Source organism: Labrenzia sp. CP4 (assembly GCF_001579905.1).
Taxonomy (GTDB): Bacteria; Pseudomonadota; Alphaproteobacteria; order Rhizobiales; family Stappiaceae; genus Roseibium; species Roseibium algicola.
On sequence record NZ_CP011927.1, the window covers coordinates 316,139 to 330,600 of the forward strand.

Sequence of the window (14,462 nt, forward strand, 5' to 3'; positions counted from 1 at the left end):
GGCCGGGCAAACACTGGCACCCATCCTGATGAGCGCCGGGAGCCCGTTCCGAAAAATGGGCGACTTGCTGGATAGCAACCGGCCCATCCTTCAGAACTCTGACACTGGCGCCAGTCAAGAGGGCGTCGAGTGGAAGAGACTTTCCTTAGCCGCAGTCGGCAACAAGGCTTGCAGCGGCAATGCCGGCGACTGCGCAGGCTTCGTCATTGTCGGACGTGTCGCCGGTAATGCCGACGGCGCCAAGGGTTTCGCCTTCGTCGTTCTTCACCAGAACGCCGCCGGGCACCGGTACGATGGCCCCGCCGGAAACGCCGTTCAGAGCGTTGACGAAATGCGGACGGGACTCTGCATTGGCGTTCAGCCATCTGGTGCCGGTGCCGACGGCGAGTGCACCGATCGCTTTGCCCGTGGCGATCTGCGGACGCATGATCGAGGATCCGTCCTGCCGCTTGAGCAGGATGGCATGACCCCCCGCATCGAGGACAGCAACGGTAAGCGGTTTCAGATTCAGCTCGGCTGCTTTTTCAAAAGCGGCAGAAATGATGGTCTCTGCCGTTGATAATGTCAGTTTGCGCATTTTCCCACTTCTCCTTAAGGTGCTGACCGCGATACCGATTTGCTAACAGAACATGGCATTGGCGAATAGGCGACATTCCCGAGAAGCTATTGCTGCGATTCGGAAAGAAAGACACTTCGGCCAGGAGGAATTCAGTGAAGCGTGATTTTCAGGCCCCGGGCCGGTCCCCGGTTTTTGCACGCGAAGCAGCGGCTGCGACCTCTCATCCGCTGGCAACGAGCGCGGCTCTGGAAGTGCTTCAGGCAGGTGGCAATGCGGTTGATGCCGCGATCGCGGCAGTTGCCGTTCAATGTGTTGTCGAACCGCATATGACCGGTATCGGCGGCGACTGTTTTGCCATTGTCATGGAGCCGGATGGACGCCTGACGGGTTTCAATGGCTCAGGCGCAGCCCCGCGGGCCGCGACACCGCAAAAGCTTGCAGAGCTTGGCGTCAAGGACATCACCGACACGTCGCCCCATGCCGTGACCGTACCCGGTGCCATTCGGGCCTGGGAAACGTTGCTGAAGGCGCATGGCACCAAGAGTTTCAAATCCCTGTTCAAACGGGCGATTCAATATGCCCGCGACGGATTTCCGGTTGCCCCGCGTGTTGCGCGCGACTGGGCAGGGGATGTCGACAAGCTGCGCGCCGACGAGGTTTCGGCTGCGCGCTACCTGATCAAGGGCGAAGCACCCAAAACCGGCACGGTTCTGAAATATCCGCGTCTGGCAGACACTCTCGCGGCAATTGCCGAGGGCGGGGCGGATGCTTTCTATTCTGGCCCTGTTGCCGACGACATCGTGAGCGCGCTGCAGTCACGCGGCGGGCTGATGACCCAGGACGATCTGGCCGCTTGCCACACGACAGCGGTGTCACCGGTGTTGAGGGACTACAAGGGCCACACGGTGGCCGAATTGCCGCCAAACGGGCAGGGGATCGTTGCCCTGATCATGCTCGGTATTCTGGAACAGTTCGACCTGGAAAGCCTTGATCCGCTCGGTCCGGAACGTTTCCACCTGGAAATGGAAGCCGCGCGTCTGGCCTATGGCGTCCGGGAGCAATTCATCACCGACCCGGGCTATATGGATGTCTGCCACACACGGTTGATCGGCGCGGATTATATCGACCAGCTTGCCCGGCAGGTGTCGCTGACCAAGCGGATGGACTCGGTCCCGGCAAGTGTGCTGGCTCCGCAGACGGATACGGTCTACCTGACGATCGTCGACAGGGACGGACTTGCGGTTTCCTTCATCAATTCCCTGTTCAGCGGGTTCGGCAGCGGCATTGTCGCTCCGGAAACCGGTGTGCTGCTGCATTGCCGTGGCAGTTCGTTCCGGGCCGAGCCGGGACATGCCAATTCCATCGACGGCGGCAAGCGGCCGATGCATACGATCATCCCGGCAATGGTGCTGAAAGAAGGCGCGCCGTTCCTGTCCTTCGGCGTGATGGGTGGCCACTACCAGGCCTGTGGCCATGCTCATGTGCTGACCAACATCATCGACTATGGCATGGATGTTCAGGCCGCCATCGACTTCCCGCGGATGTTCTTCGACATCGCCAGCCACGAACTGCAGGCGGAACGACTGGTGCCACCGTCCACGCTCGACGGCCTTCGTGCGCTGGGCCATTCCGTCGTTCCGGCGTCCGGCCCGATCGGTGGGTCCCAGGCCATCATGATCGACAAGGCCCGGCACTTGCTGACCGCAGGCTCCGATCCACGCAAGGACGGGCATGCCGGAGGCTACTGACCCGGCTTCGGCCGGCCACCTGACCGCGTCAATTTGAACCTTGTGATCGCCGCCTCACGGGTGTTTGGTGCGGTTGGACGCGCCGATAATCATATGAGGTTTTCAATATGCCCGGATTTTCGAGGCGGGAGATCCTGCTTGGCGGCGCCGGCGCGCTGACGGCGTTTGCAGCCGGTGGACTTGGTGCCAGGCAGGCACTGGCCGCTGAGCACAGCCTGACCCTTTCAAGGCTCAATCATTCGGTGCTGCCGGAAACGGTCACGGCTGACATGATGAGCTTCAGCCCCAGTGGTCCGCCACCGGTGCTGCGGTTCCGCAAGGGGCAGACCACCACGATCGACGTGAAGAACGCGCTTGATGAAGCGTCGGTGGTGCATTGGCACGGGCTCAGGATCGCCAACAACATGGATGGCGTACCCTATCTGACCCAATATCCGATCGAGGCGGGAAACGCGTTCCGCTACGAGTTCACGCCGCCTGACGCCGGCACCTTCTGGTACCACCCGCACTGCAACACGCTGGAACAGATCGCCCGGGGAATGACCGGGATGATCGTGGTGGAAGACGAGGAAGATGCCGGCTTCGACAGCGACCTGCCACTGAATATTCGTGATTTCCGGCTTGGGGGCGACGGCCAGTTCATTGCCTTCTACAAGCCTCGCAATGCCGCGCGAGGCGGCACGCTCGGAACCGTTTCGACGGTCAACTGGCAACCACAGCCCGTTTATGAACTTGCCGCGGGCTCTCTCGTGCGTCTGCGTCTGGCTGTCACCGATCTCACAAGGGTCGGCAGATATACAGTTTCCGGTGCCGAGGCGCTGGTGATCGCAATCGACAGCAACCCGTTGCCGCAGCCGGTGGCGATGGACGAAATCGTGCTTGCGCCCGGCCAGCGGGCTGATGTTGCCCTGCGTGTGCCGGACAGTGAAGACGAGGTCGCCACGCTTGTTCTGAAAAAGCCGAATGGCGACAAGGTGCTGGCGACGTTCCAGCCCAAGGGCGCGTCAGCCGGCAGGGACCTGCGAGAACTGAAGCCACTCAAGCCGAACCCTGTGCCACAGGCAGACCTTGCCAATGCCGAGGTTCTGGATTTCGTGTTCGGCTGGTCTCCGGGCGGGGATGCGCCGCAGGCCAGCATCTGTGGTTCGCTCGGCTATACCTTCTGGTCGATCAACCGGGTGGCCTGGGGCGGGGATGTGCCGGGGCCGTTCGATCCGCTGGCGACCATGCGGCACGGCAAGTCCTACATCCTGCGCTTCCGAAACGAATCACCGAACGATCATCCGATCCATCTGCACGGCATGTCGTTCCAGTTGCTGCGGTCGAACAAGCGCAAGCTGCCGCCGCTGGTGACGGATACCGCGCTGCTTCTGGAAGAAGAAACCATGGAAGTGGCCCTGGTTGCCGACAATCCAGGCGACTGGGCATTCCATTGTCATGTGATCGAACACCAGAAAACCGGCTTGGCCGGTTTCCTGCGTGTAGAAGCCTGAGCGTTTTCAGACAGGTCAGGCAGACAGGGAGATCGTGTAGGAGCGTTCGTCGCCGTCTTCGGCGGCAGATGCATATTGCGCGACATGCTGTCGGCGCTCCAGCCAAGTCTGCTCGTCAAACGAGTCTCCGGCCAGAAGCTGGGTGGCATATTCGGCATGGGCGCCGTAATAGGCGTCACGCTGAGAAGCCTGTGCGGCGAGATGTGCGGGGACGACATCCAGAGCGCCAAACTGACCATTTGAGGTCGAACGGAAGCCGGTTCTTTCAGTCGGAGCGGTTACCGGCTTCTGCCGGATGCGCATGGGATGGATGGCCGATACAGGTCTTACTTGCATTTCAGTCTCCGGGGTGGGCCAGTCCGTGGCCAGTCTTTCGGAGGTCCGGGGAGTCCGGATCTGTTTTTCAATATAGGGTCTCTGACAACAGAAAAATGTGACGCGCGTCACACTTTGACGGGTGAGGGGTTTGCCCGCTGCTGTGTAGAGGTAACGGTTGTCGGCAGAATTTGTTCCCGGTGCCGTCATTTGCCGCGGTGCTTCTGCCTCCAGCCTCTGCAGTCCGGCTGATATGCCCCCTCCAGGATCCTCACCTGAAGCATGCTCGGCCAAACCAAAAAAGACCCGGAGCAATGCCCCGGGTTGAAGGTCTCCAGTGGTACTTCTGGAACTTTAAAACAGGTTGGCCTAGCGCTCGGTCTTGAGCAGTCGGCCGGCAGGGCGCTGGCGTGGCAGGGCAGCAGTTGCCCGATACGAGTTCACGCCGGTGAGAGGTTCTGTTTGCCTGCGGAACCTTGTCTGGGGCTCTCCATCTCGCGTCGCGATCAGATGGGCGAGGAAAATAGAGTTCGGGCGGTAGCGCGCGCTGAAGGCAATCTGCTCGCGCTCAAGCTCCGGTTCCACGGGAACGGGGAGATACGTGTCAAAGGTCGCCTGCCGCTCGGATTCCGTCTCTCCCACGGAGGGACGCTTCCGCCTCACATTGGCACGACCTGCAGAAGAAACCGGGTTAACTCGCACGATTTAACGCCTCATTGTTTCAGAATGGCACGCCCAAGGCTGCCTCACCTGAAACGTCGCAATCACCGTGCCACGTTAACCTCTTGTTAACTTTTTGTCCGCAGAAAACCGCCGATCAGCATTAACAATCGTTAATGCAGTGGCGCAAAATCGGACACTTTTCAGCGGGAAGTGGGGATAGCGGTGGTAACCGGAACCGGCCCATTGCAGGCAGGGGCAAGTCCTGACCGCAAAGGGAATCAGGTTTGACCTGCGGGGGGAGGACTCAGGCTGAACGGTGTTCCGACAGTTGTGGCAGCCGGACCGCGAGTGGCAGAGCGAAGTCTTCGGCGGTCAGTTTCTCACTCCTCAGAAGATGCTGCAGGCTTACGGCAACCGACATGGCATCGTCGAGAGCGTCGTGTTGCCGCCCGTCCGACGTCTCGAGGCCAAAATACTCCGCCAGACGACCGCTCGTCATTTTGCCCATATCCTCAACGGGGGTGCCCGCATTCAAGATCAGGCCGATGGCGTTGCCGAAGCGGTGGGCAGGGATAGGTGGTGTCAGGCCCTCGATATAGGAACTGATCGCCAGAAGGGTGAGTTCGTCCTTGCCCCAGGACCAGAAATTCGCCCCCTCTGCGAAGGCTGCGAATCTTTCGAGTGCGTCGGCGTGGGCAATGCCTTCGCGGTCGATGTCCGCCTGGGTAATGCCGGTCAGCTCGGTGAAGAAAGGATCTACATTCGGGTGCCTGCCGAACCTGTCCCTCGGCTTGATCAGGACATTGAATGTATCGAGAATGTCATAACCGCCCCCGAGCGAGAGTTTCACCGCGCCAATCTGGGCGACATTCGGATCCGGATCCAGCGGACCGCACCATTGCCGGCTCATGGCGCCGGACGCGGTCAGATATTCGCAGTCGTAAATGATCACGGGATGCATGAAAAAGACGTCCGTCCGATCAAAAGAAGGAAAAAGCGAGGGCGGCCAGAAACAGAAGAACGGTTGAATAGAACGTCAGGGCAAAGCCGAAGGCCCTGGCGGCTGCGCCTTTTTCATAACCGTTCCAGAACAGAGCGCGTCCGCACCAGAACAGGAGCGCGGCGGCAGGCAAAGCGCCGAGATACCCGGCCGGGGCAAGTGCTGCGAATGCGATGTAGGTAAGGGCGGCCAGTGTGGTCTGTTCCAGCGTGTTCTGGAGCACGGACTGCAACACCTTGGCCTTTTCGGTGCCTGAGGTCAGTCCGCTGCCGTCGATATCCTCCGGTGTGAAAAAGCGATGCCGCGCCAGAAGGCCTATCGACAAAAGCAGCCAGAAAGCGCCGGCCAGCAGACATTGGGCTGCCAGCGTAAGGCGGGCTTGCGGCGAGCCGTCCGGCAGCCAGTCCTGCGGATACTGAACGGCGCCAAGGCCAAGCCCGGTGGCCGCGACGATTACCGCCGCAATCATGCCCTTCATGACGCCATGTTGTTTCGCTGTCAGGGGCAACCTGCTGCCTCGCTTTCGCTGACGGAACCGACACGGGAACAGGACCACACCGGGCTTCAAAAGAAAAGTGTTGGCAGGCCCCGGCGCAGACCGACTGGCGCGACCAGGAGGCCGCGCCAGTGCAAGAGATCGTCTTTGAGCCCGTCAGTCCGGCGCCTTGCCGGTCCAGGCGCTGCGGTCGATGTCGAGATCCGCGAAGTTGTCAGGGTTCAACACCGGTCGGGCGACACCTTCCCGAAGCTGGCTCTTGAAGTCGTCCAGGATCCGCTTGGCTGTCGGGAACAGCATCATCAGAGCCAGTAGGTTGACGACCGCCAGGACGCCCATCAGCGGATCGGAGAAGAAGAACACCGAGGTTGCATTCGGTGCCGTCGCCCCCAGGAACACGACGCCCATCACGGCGACCCTGAGAACGTGCAGGGCCATGGTGCTGGATGTCATAGAACTGAGGGCGTTTTCGCCGAGGTAGTAGTTGTAGATGATGGAGCTGAACGCGAAGAGCAGCACTGCGCCGGTCAGGAAATAGCTCGTCCAGCCACCGAGGTGGGAGGCAAGCGATTGCTGGGTCAGGACGACGCCGTCAACGCCTTCTGCACCCGGCGCATAGACATCGCCGAGCAGGATGATCAGCGCCGTACAGGTGCAGATGATCATCGTGTCGATGAAGACCGAAAAGGACTGGGTGATGCCCTGGCTGATCGGGTGGCGGACTTCCGCCGTGGCGGCAACGTTGGGAGCCGAGCCGAGGCCGGCCTCGTTGGAGAACAGCCCGCGGCGCAGGCCTTGCGCAAGGGCTGCGCCCATGCCGCCGCCGACCACTTCTTCCAGCCCGAAGGCGTTGAGAACGATGGAATAGATGACGCCGGGCACCTCGGTGATGTTGAGAAGGATGATCACCAGCGCCATGCCGATATAGCCGACGGCCATGATCGGCACGATGACGTCCGCTGCCTTTGCAATGCGGTGGATGCCGCCAAAGACGATCAGGCCGGTCAGCACGGTCAGGCCTATGCCCGTCCACAGCCGGCCGATGCCGAGGCTTTCTTCCGCGGCGCCCGCCACGGTGTTGCCCTGGAAGGCGTTGAAGCCGAAGGCGAAGGAGGCCATGAGGCAGAGTGCATAAAGCACCGCAAGCCAGCGGTAATCGGCGCCAAGGCCATGGATGATGGTGCGGGCGGGTCCGCCACGATAGGTGCCGTCACCCGTGGAGCGCTTGTAGAGCTGGGCGAGCGAACACTCGATCAGGCTGGTTGCCATGCCGACAAGGGCAACGGCCCACATCCAGAAGACCGCACCGGGTCCACCGAGCGTGATCGCCACGGCGACACCGGCGATGTTGCCGCCGCCAACCCGGCCGCCGACAGACAGAAGCAGGGCTTCGCGGGCAGAGATGGCGTTGGGATCACCCGACTGGTTCTTGGAAGACAATACGCGGAACATACGCAGGAAGAAGCGTAGCTGAACGAAACCGGTAACGACCGTGAAGAAGATGCCAATGACGACGAGAAACGGGATGAGTGCCCACCCCCAGGTCAGGTCGCCGATTAGGGCGAAGAACGCCTCGACAAGCTGCATGGATCCAACCCTCCTTGTTTTCCGCAAGGCTGACGAAGGGTCAGCCTCATCGGAACCGGAAGGGTAGGCTTCAATTTCCGGGGTTTGCAATAAAAAAGAGAGGTGCTTGAAAATGCAGCTTTGAATTGCCGGGTTGATAGGCAGCCACCAGGCAACAAAAAACGCGGCTCGAATGAACCGCGTTTTTCAAATCGGATCGGGAAGCCTGCCTTAAGCGGCCAGAGCGCCCTGAGCCTGATCAACCAGGGCCTTGAAGGCATCCGGCTGGTTGATGGCGAGGTCGGACAGAACCTTGCGGTCGACTTCGATGCCGGCCTTGTTCAGACCGTCGATGAAGCGGCCATAGGTCATGCCGTGCTGGCGGGTTGCCGCATTAATGCGCTGGATCCAGAGCGAACGGAAGTTGCGCTTCTTGGCCTTGCGGTCGCGATAAGCGTACTGGCCGGCTTTCTCGACGGCCTGCTTGGCAACGCGGATGGTATTCTTGCGGCGGCCGTAATAGCCTTTTGCTGCCTTGATTACTTTTTTGTGGCGAGCGTGGGCGGTAACGCCCCGTTTGACGCGTGACATTTAGGTGATCTCCTTCGGGGCTGGCTTTATGCGTAGGGCAGGAACTGCTTCACGATCTTTGCATCCTGGTCGCTCAGCGTGGTGGTGCCACGGGCGTTGCGGATGAACTTGTTCGTGCGCTTGATCATGCCATGACGCTTGCCGGCCTGCGCGGTCTTCACCTTGCCGGTCGCGGTCACTTTAAAGCGCTTCTTGGCGCCGGACTTCGTTTTCAGCTTGGGCATTTTGCATCCTTTCCTTGGTGCATCCGTTCAGAACGGATACTCTTTTGTTGGTGCATTCAGAGCCGACACGGCATGCCCTCGGTTGTCGAAAACGGTCTGCGCAAGAACACAGAAAACCAGTCCACGACGAGCCGGACGACTCTGGACCGGGCGCTTATATGGGAGCTTTCCTTGGAATGCAACCGGTTTGCGCGCCTTTTTTGGCGGTTTCGGCCAGATCTGCGGCACGGTCCTCCGCGGCAAAAGCAGTGGCCGCGGAGACCGGTGTACGCCAGCAAGGCCGATCAGGCAGCCAGATCGCATTCCTGCCGGGCGGCCAGAAGGCTGGCAGAGACCTTTTCAGGATCGGCGACGGTGCCTTGCACGGCAATGAAGCGGATATCCTCAACGCCCAGGAACGACAACAGGAACTTGAGGTAAGGCTGCACGAAGTTGGCCGCGGCAAAGGGCTGGCCGTCAAGATAGCCTTCGGCCCCATAGGCGGAAATCACCACCGCGCGCCGGGTTTTTGCAAGTCCCTGAAAGCTGTTGCCGTCAAACGAAAATGTGTGCCCGACACGAACGATCTGGTCGATCCAGGCCTTGAGAGCCGCGGGAACTGCGAAATTGTAGATCGGCGCGGCAATCAGCAGGGTGTCGGCTTCCTGAAGTTCGGCGATCAATTTGTCGGAAAGGGCTGTCGCTTCCTTCAGGTCTTCGGTCATGGAGGCGGGCTCGGTATAGAAACCTTCGATGGTCTTCTGGCCGATGATCGGGATGGAGCCATCGGCGACATTTCGCGTGATGACGCGGCAGTCGGGATGTTTGCGGCGGTAGCTTGCCTCGAAATGATCGGCAATGGCGGTGGAGTGCGAGCCGGTCTGGCGGGAACTGGAATTGATGCGCAGAAGCAGTGTCATGCGGGTATCTCCTGGTTGGATGATGCCCGGAGGTTATTTCTGCACATGTGGAGGAAAAACACTGTGGCTCGCAGGATATTCGTGCTTATTGTGCATGAATGGATCTGCAAGCCCTCAAGACAATCCTGCTCGTCCGCGACCTTGGCAGCCTGGCAGCTGCCGCGCGGGCGCTGGATCTCGATGCCTCGCATGTGTCCCGGACGGTTTCTGCAATCGAGCGGGAGCTTGGTCAGAGGCTGTTCCAGCGCAGCACGCGCAAGCTGTCGCTGACGGAGGCGGGCGAAGCCTATCTCCAGCGGGTTGCGCCGCTTGTGGAGGAGATCGAGGCGGCGAACGAGGATATTGCCGCCAGAAGCCAGCAGCCACGGGGAACCTTGCGCATGACGGCGTCGGTTGCCTTCGTGCTGGAAGGAATCGTCCCGCTTCTGCCGGTGTTTCACGACCGGTACCCGGATATCTCGGTCGAGCTTTTTCCCTCCGACAGCAATCTCGACCTTCTGGCCGAGGGACTGGACCTTGCTATCCGCCTGGCTGCGGCGCCGAAAGGCGATCTCATTTCCACAAAGCTGCTGCAAACCCATTACCGGGTGGTGGCCTCGCAGGACTATATTGAAAGGGAAGGGCATCCGGAAGCGCCGGGTGACCTGTCTGCCCGAAATTGCCTGAGTTTTGCATTGCCGGATTTTCGCAATGCCTGGCGCTTCAGGCTTGGGGATGACGCGCCCTTCGATGTGGAAGTGTCCGGCAGAACGACAATTTCAAGCGCGCTTGCGCTACGCGAAGCAGCCAGGCTTGGCCTTGGTCCGGCATTGCTGGCCGACTGGCTGATTGCAAATGACCTGAAAGACGGTAGGCTGGTCGATCTCTTTCCCGGCCACACGTGTGCTCCGGCGAACTTCGAAACCGCCGCATGGATTCTTTATCCGAGCAGGGCCTATCTACCACTCAAGGTGCGGGTGATGATCGATTTTCTGAAGACAGAGTTCGCCCGGGCAGACGCATTGTCCACCCGGGCAAGGGATTGACTCAGGCATTCACGTCGACGACGACACGGCCCTTGACCTGGCCTTTCAGGATGTCGGCACCAAGCGCCGGCAGGTCTTCAAGGGTTGCCGGGTGGATCATCGCTTCCAGCTTGTCCATCGGCAGGTCTTTCGCCAGCCGTTCCCAGGCTTTCAGGCGGCCGTCATACGGCTTCATGACGCTGTCGATGCCCAGCAGGTTTACGCCGCGCAGCAGGAACGGGATGACGGTTGCCGGCAGATTGGCGCCGCCTGCTAGGCCGACGGCTGCAACGGATGCGCCGTATTTCATCTGGCCGAGAACACGTGCAAGCATCGGACCGCCGACAGCATCGATACAGCCCGCCCAGGTTTCGCTCTCCAGGGGGCGCTTGACCGTTTCGGCAACGTCATCGCGTGGCACCACGCGGGCCGCGCCAAGAGACTTCAGGTAATCCCAGGTGCTCTCGCGTCCGGTTACGGCGGCAACCTCGTAGCCGAGATTGGCCAGAATGGCGGTTGCGACGGAGCCGACGCCGCCAGCGGCACCGGTGACCAGCACTGGCCCGTTTTCAGGCTTCAGCCCATGCTCCTCAAGCGCCATGACCGCAAGCATGGCCGTGAAGCCGGCTGTACCGATCGCCATGGCGTTACGCGTGGTCAAGCCTTCCGGCAATGGGACGAGCCACTCGCCCTTTACCCGTGCCTTCTGGGCGTAGCCGCCCCACCACGCTTCGCCGACGCGCCAGCCGGTCAGCACCACCTTGTCGCCCGGCTTGTACCAGTCGTCGGAGCTTTCCTCGACGGTTCCGGCAAAGTCGATGCCGGGCACATGCGGATAGTTTCGAACCAATCCTCCTCCCGGGCCAAGGCACAGGCCGTCCTTGTAGTTGAGCGTGGAGTATTCCACGGCAACGGTGACATCGGCTTCCGGCAACCGGCTCACGTCGATGTTCTCAATCGAGGCGTGGGTTTTGCCGTCTTCGTCCTTGTCGACAATCAGTGCCTTGAAGGTCATGAGCTGTTCCCTTTTCTCTTCGGTTTCAGGCGGCGGCTTCCGCCGCCGGGCCGGACCAGTCGATCTGGCAGATTTCAGCACTTCTGCCGTCAAAATCCCAGACCCTGCCGTAAGCGCGCACGCGGCCTTGCGTGGCGGTGGCGACCGTGATGTCCGAACCCATCCAGTATTCGGTGTTCTTGACGACGATATCCTCGTCCGGATTGGCGCCGCGCACAGGCTCCACCTCGCCCTTGATCGCCTTGCCGACGATCAGGCGGCGTTTCTTGCCTTCGTTGGTGTAGGATACGGGGGCACGTTCGGCGCCCAGAAACTCGCTGACCAAAACCCGGAACAGGCCGGTGGTGCCCTTGGCCTGGCCGGAGAAGATCTTGATCAATCCGTCATAGGCCGCTTCGCTGGCGCGCTGGTCGATATAGGCGGCGGCCTTCCAGTTGCCGCGGGCCATCAGGCCCGGAATTTCCAGGACGAGGCCGACATTTAGGCCGGAGAGGTCCTCGCCCTCATAGTGGCCTTCGTCAATGCGCACACCCGCCCAGGCCTGGCAGTAACCCTCTGTGGGCGGGTGCTTGCCGAGCGACACCACGCAGGGGCAGAAGACGGTGCAATTGCAGTTGAGGATCAGTTCTCCTCTGATGGCCCAGCCGGACATGATTTTCTCCCTATATGGTTATTGGTAATAACGGCAGAACCAGAACGACCAGTCCGGCCAGAATGAGGAAAACGCCGACCGGCGCGGTAAGTTTCGCGCCGATATCGGGAAGTTTTTCCAGTGTCATCAGCACCATGGCGCCTCCCATGAAGGCGAGATTCATGGTCCCGGCGACAAACGCGAGCAGCATCAAGGCCCAGCAGCAGCCAAGGCAGACGGCGCCAAGCCTGAGGCCAAGCGAAAGCCCGCCCCGGGCCCCCGGCTGCCAATGGCTGAAGAAAAAGGTCAACGGGTTCCGGCAGGAGCTGAGGCAGGCCTGCTTGAGGCGGCTGAACTGATAAGCCCCCGCCAGCAGCAGCAGGGCTGCGTTCAACGGGTTGGAAACAGATTTGCCGAATGGATCGAGCAGGCTTTGTTCCGCCAGCCAGACCTGAAGAGAACCGGCCAGAAGCGAAAATCCGAGCCAGACAGCCAGATACCCACCCACAAGCGCGGCCAGCGGCAAGATGCCTGCGGCGGCTGTCTGTGTCAGCTGCGCATAGGTGCGAAAAGCTGGAAAGGCTGTTGGTGCCATCATCGCCAGGGCCATCAGGGCCCACATCAGGGCGGCGACCCCGAAGCCGGCATTGGCGGCTGTTGCCGAGCACAGGGACAGGAATGCCTCCAGCGGCTGCCCCATGGGTAGCCCGGTAAGCTGCCAGTCCGTGGTTTCCCTCAGGCCGCCTGCCTGCATGGCGAACAGGATGGCCCAGGCCACCAGAATGGCGGCATAAAAGGTCAGCCAGAACGCTCTGTGGCCAGGCATGAGCCGCGCAACGGTGTCCACCCGATCCTCCCGATAAATTTTCTCCTAGGCTGCGGGGGCGGTCTCTAAAAGTCAAACATTTAATTGTCAGACATTTAAACAATTTGTTTGACCGTGTCGGGTCGTCTCTTTAGGTTTGCCGGGGTTCAGGCGAAAATTCGGAGGTTCTTTTGGCGATTGAATTCAACACGATTCAAAAAGAGGGCCTTTCGGTCCAGATCGCCAATGCCATCCGCAATGCCATTCTCGAAGGTCGCCTTGCCGGTGAGGAGCGCCTGCCGAGCGAAGCCGATCTGGCGGAGCGCTTCGGTGTGTCGCGGTCGACTGTTCGCGAGGCCTTGAAACGGCTTGCCGCCCAGAACCTTATCCGCAGCGAGCGGGGTTCTTCCGGTGGGGCTTTCGTCAATCGCATGACCTGGGCCGAAGCTCAGGACAACCTGATGACGACCACGCGGCTCCTGATCGGCATGAACGACATTCCACTGGAAGACGCCATCGAGGCCCGCTTTGCGCTGGAAGCTGCCGCGCTGCCCCTGGCGGCGGAAAAAACGCACCGACGACCAGCTGGCCGAACTTGCACGCGAAATTTCCCGGCAGAGAAACCGTGACACAAGCGACGAGGACTTTTGCGCGTCGGACGTCGCCTTTCATTCGGCCGTGGCGCGGGCAACGGACAACCCGATCCTGGTTTTCCAGTTGTCGGCCGCCTTCGAGGCGATGCAGCCACTCATGAACATGCTGGTCTACCGCCTGCGCGACCGCGAACGGATCGCCGACCTGCATCAGGCCCTGGCCGATGCGCTGGCCGCGCGCGACAGCGCCGGTGCCGCTCAGCATCTGGACGCCCTGTCGGCCTATACGCGGGAACTGGCGGCGCAAAGGCGCAAGCCGCGCAGCGCATAACGCCCCTTTTCAGGGATGGCTGTCCTTATCCATGCGAAGCTGGAAGGCGATTTCCGTCGCGCCAAGCCTGAAAGCCAAGCCATGTCAAATACTTGCCGAATAAGTAACTCCACGGCATTGTTCAATCTCATCCTAAAGTCTAATATAGACGAAAGTCGAAGTTCGAATCGTGGCGAATTTGCCTCCCACGTCTGCCGAGACGGTCACCGGATGCGCCATCTGTTTGAAAAGGTCGGCTTTTGTACGCCCGGTCACCCCTGGCCGGGCGTACAGGTCTGAACAGAGCTTGCGCCTGCGTGGCAGGAGCGCTCTTCACCATAGGGAGCAGTGCCATGAAATTCTGGAGCATCGCCGTCGTCGCCATGATCCTCGCCGGTGTCGCCGCCACCAAGGCCGCCAACCCCAGCCATGCCCTGACCGACGGCTCCGTCGCCACCGGCATCCCTGTCACGACGCTGCACACGCCAGTCACGCCGTAAGGCAACCGACAAACGTTCGGCGCAGGCGCCCGTTGCCTGCGCGCTCAGAC

General features: G+C 60.9%; 18 protein-coding genes. 6 read left to right on the forward strand and 12 right to left on the reverse strand.

Features of this window, described 5'->3' with window-relative positions; translation table 11 throughout:
• Positions 1-145: 145 nt before the first annotated feature.
• The gene (locus ACP90_RS01520) at positions 146-577 is read right to left on the reverse strand and encodes a heme-binding protein (protein WP_023002601.1); all 432 of its coding nucleotides are present in this window, start codon (positions 575-577) and stop codon (positions 146-148) included.
• Between the two features lie 134 nt (positions 578-711).
• Between ACP90_RS01520 and ggt the strand changes: the two genes are divergently transcribed.
• The gene (gene ggt / locus ACP90_RS01525) at positions 712-2,307 is read left to right on the forward strand and encodes a gamma-glutamyltransferase (protein ID WP_062486211.1); all 1,596 of its coding nucleotides are present in this window, start codon (positions 712-714) and stop codon (positions 2,305-2,307) included.
• Between the two features lie 107 nt (positions 2,308-2,414).
• On the forward strand, positions 2,415-3,800 hold the full coding sequence (locus ACP90_RS01530; protein ID WP_062486214.1) for a multicopper oxidase family protein: 1,386 nt from the start codon (positions 2,415-2,417) through the stop codon (positions 3,798-3,800).
• Positions 3,801-3,815: 15 nt separating this feature from the next.
• Here ACP90_RS01530 and ACP90_RS01535 read toward each other — a convergent pair whose 3' ends face one another.
• From ACP90_RS01535 to ACP90_RS01570, 8 genes are all read right to left on the reverse strand, one after another.
• Positions 3,816-4,136: a hypothetical protein gene (locus tag ACP90_RS01535; RefSeq protein ID WP_145915702.1), complete on the reverse strand. Its 321-nt coding sequence runs from the start codon at positions 4,134-4,136 to the stop codon at positions 3,816-3,818.
• 348 nt (positions 4,137-4,484) lie between these two features.
• Positions 4,485-4,757, reverse strand: coding sequence for a hypothetical protein (locus tag ACP90_RS01540; RefSeq protein ID WP_031270062.1), 273 nt, complete (start codon positions 4,755-4,757; stop codon positions 4,485-4,487).
• A 325-nt stretch (positions 4,758-5,082) separates the two neighbouring features.
• Positions 5,083-5,739: a 3'-5' exonuclease gene (locus tag ACP90_RS01545; protein WP_062486220.1), complete on the reverse strand. Its 657-nt coding sequence runs from the start codon at positions 5,737-5,739 to the stop codon at positions 5,083-5,085.
• 19 nt (positions 5,740-5,758) lie between these two features.
• A complete protein-coding gene (locus tag ACP90_RS01550; RefSeq protein WP_208993425.1) occupies positions 5,759-6,286 on the reverse strand; it encodes an MAPEG family protein in 528 nt (175 codons plus the stop codon).
• A 144-nt stretch (positions 6,287-6,430) separates the two neighbouring features.
• Entirely contained in the window at positions 6,431-7,861 is a 1,431-nt protein-coding gene (locus tag ACP90_RS01555) for an alanine/glycine:cation symporter family protein (protein ID WP_023002608.1), read from the reverse strand.
• 210 nt (positions 7,862-8,071) lie between these two features.
• Positions 8,072-8,431 carry a 50S ribosomal protein L20 gene (gene rplT, locus ACP90_RS01560; RefSeq protein ID WP_023002609.1) on the reverse strand — a complete coding sequence of 120 codons (360 nt, stop codon included), beginning with the start codon at positions 8,429-8,431 and terminating at the stop codon, positions 8,072-8,074.
• 26 nt (positions 8,432-8,457) lie between these two features.
• A complete protein-coding gene (rpmI, locus tag ACP90_RS01565) occupies positions 8,458-8,655 on the reverse strand; it encodes a 50S ribosomal protein L35 (RefSeq protein ID WP_023002610.1) in 198 nt (65 codons plus the stop codon).
• Positions 8,656-8,939: 284 nt separating this feature from the next.
• Positions 8,940-9,554, reverse strand: a complete 615-nt coding sequence (locus ACP90_RS01570) for an NAD(P)H-dependent oxidoreductase (RefSeq protein WP_055660082.1) — start codon at positions 9,552-9,554, stop codon at positions 8,940-8,942.
• 98 nt (positions 9,555-9,652) lie between these two features.
• On the opposite strand from ACP90_RS01570, the gene ACP90_RS01575 reads away from it, so the two are divergent.
• The gene (locus ACP90_RS01575; protein WP_062486223.1) at positions 9,653-10,579 is read left to right on the forward strand and encodes a LysR family transcriptional regulator; all 927 of its coding nucleotides are present in this window, start codon (positions 9,653-9,655) and stop codon (positions 10,577-10,579) included.
• A 1-nt stretch (position 10,580) separates the two neighbouring features.
• Here ACP90_RS01575 and acuI read toward each other — a convergent pair whose 3' ends face one another.
• The 3 genes from acuI to ACP90_RS01590 are packed head-to-tail and all read right to left on the reverse strand — an operon-like array spanning position 10,581 to position 13,051.
• Positions 10,581-11,573 carry an acryloyl-CoA reductase gene (gene acuI / locus ACP90_RS01580; RefSeq protein WP_031270065.1) on the reverse strand — a complete coding sequence of 331 codons (993 nt, stop codon included), beginning with the start codon at positions 11,571-11,573 and terminating at the stop codon, positions 10,581-10,583.
• Between the two features lie 25 nt (positions 11,574-11,598).
• Positions 11,599-12,225 carry a DUF1326 domain-containing protein gene (locus ACP90_RS01585; RefSeq protein ID WP_062486226.1) on the reverse strand — a complete coding sequence of 209 codons (627 nt, stop codon included), beginning with the start codon at positions 12,223-12,225 and terminating at the stop codon, positions 11,599-11,601.
• Positions 12,226-12,235: 10 nt separating this feature from the next.
• Positions 12,236-13,051 carry a DUF2182 domain-containing protein gene (locus ACP90_RS01590; protein ID WP_208993426.1) on the reverse strand — a complete coding sequence of 272 codons (816 nt, stop codon included), beginning with the start codon at positions 13,049-13,051 and terminating at the stop codon, positions 12,236-12,238.
• A 149-nt stretch (positions 13,052-13,200) separates the two neighbouring features.
• On the opposite strand from ACP90_RS01590, the gene ACP90_RS28575 reads away from it, so the two are divergent.
• From ACP90_RS28575 to ACP90_RS28370, 3 genes are all read left to right on the forward strand, one after another.
• Positions 13,201-13,638, forward strand: coding sequence for a winged helix-turn-helix domain-containing protein (locus ACP90_RS28575; RefSeq protein WP_286145721.1), 438 nt, complete (start codon positions 13,201-13,203; stop codon positions 13,636-13,638).
• On the forward strand, positions 13,538-13,933 hold the full coding sequence (locus tag ACP90_RS28580; RefSeq protein WP_208993427.1) for an FCD domain-containing protein: 396 nt from the start codon (positions 13,538-13,540) through the stop codon (positions 13,931-13,933). The genes ACP90_RS28575 and ACP90_RS28580 overlap by 101 nt, the downstream gene beginning before the upstream one ends.
• A gap of 332 nt (positions 13,934-14,265) precedes the next feature.
• Positions 14,266-14,412, forward strand: coding sequence for a hypothetical protein (locus tag ACP90_RS28370; RefSeq protein WP_023002620.1), 147 nt, complete (start codon positions 14,266-14,268; stop codon positions 14,410-14,412).
• Positions 14,413-14,462: the final 50 nt, after the last annotated feature.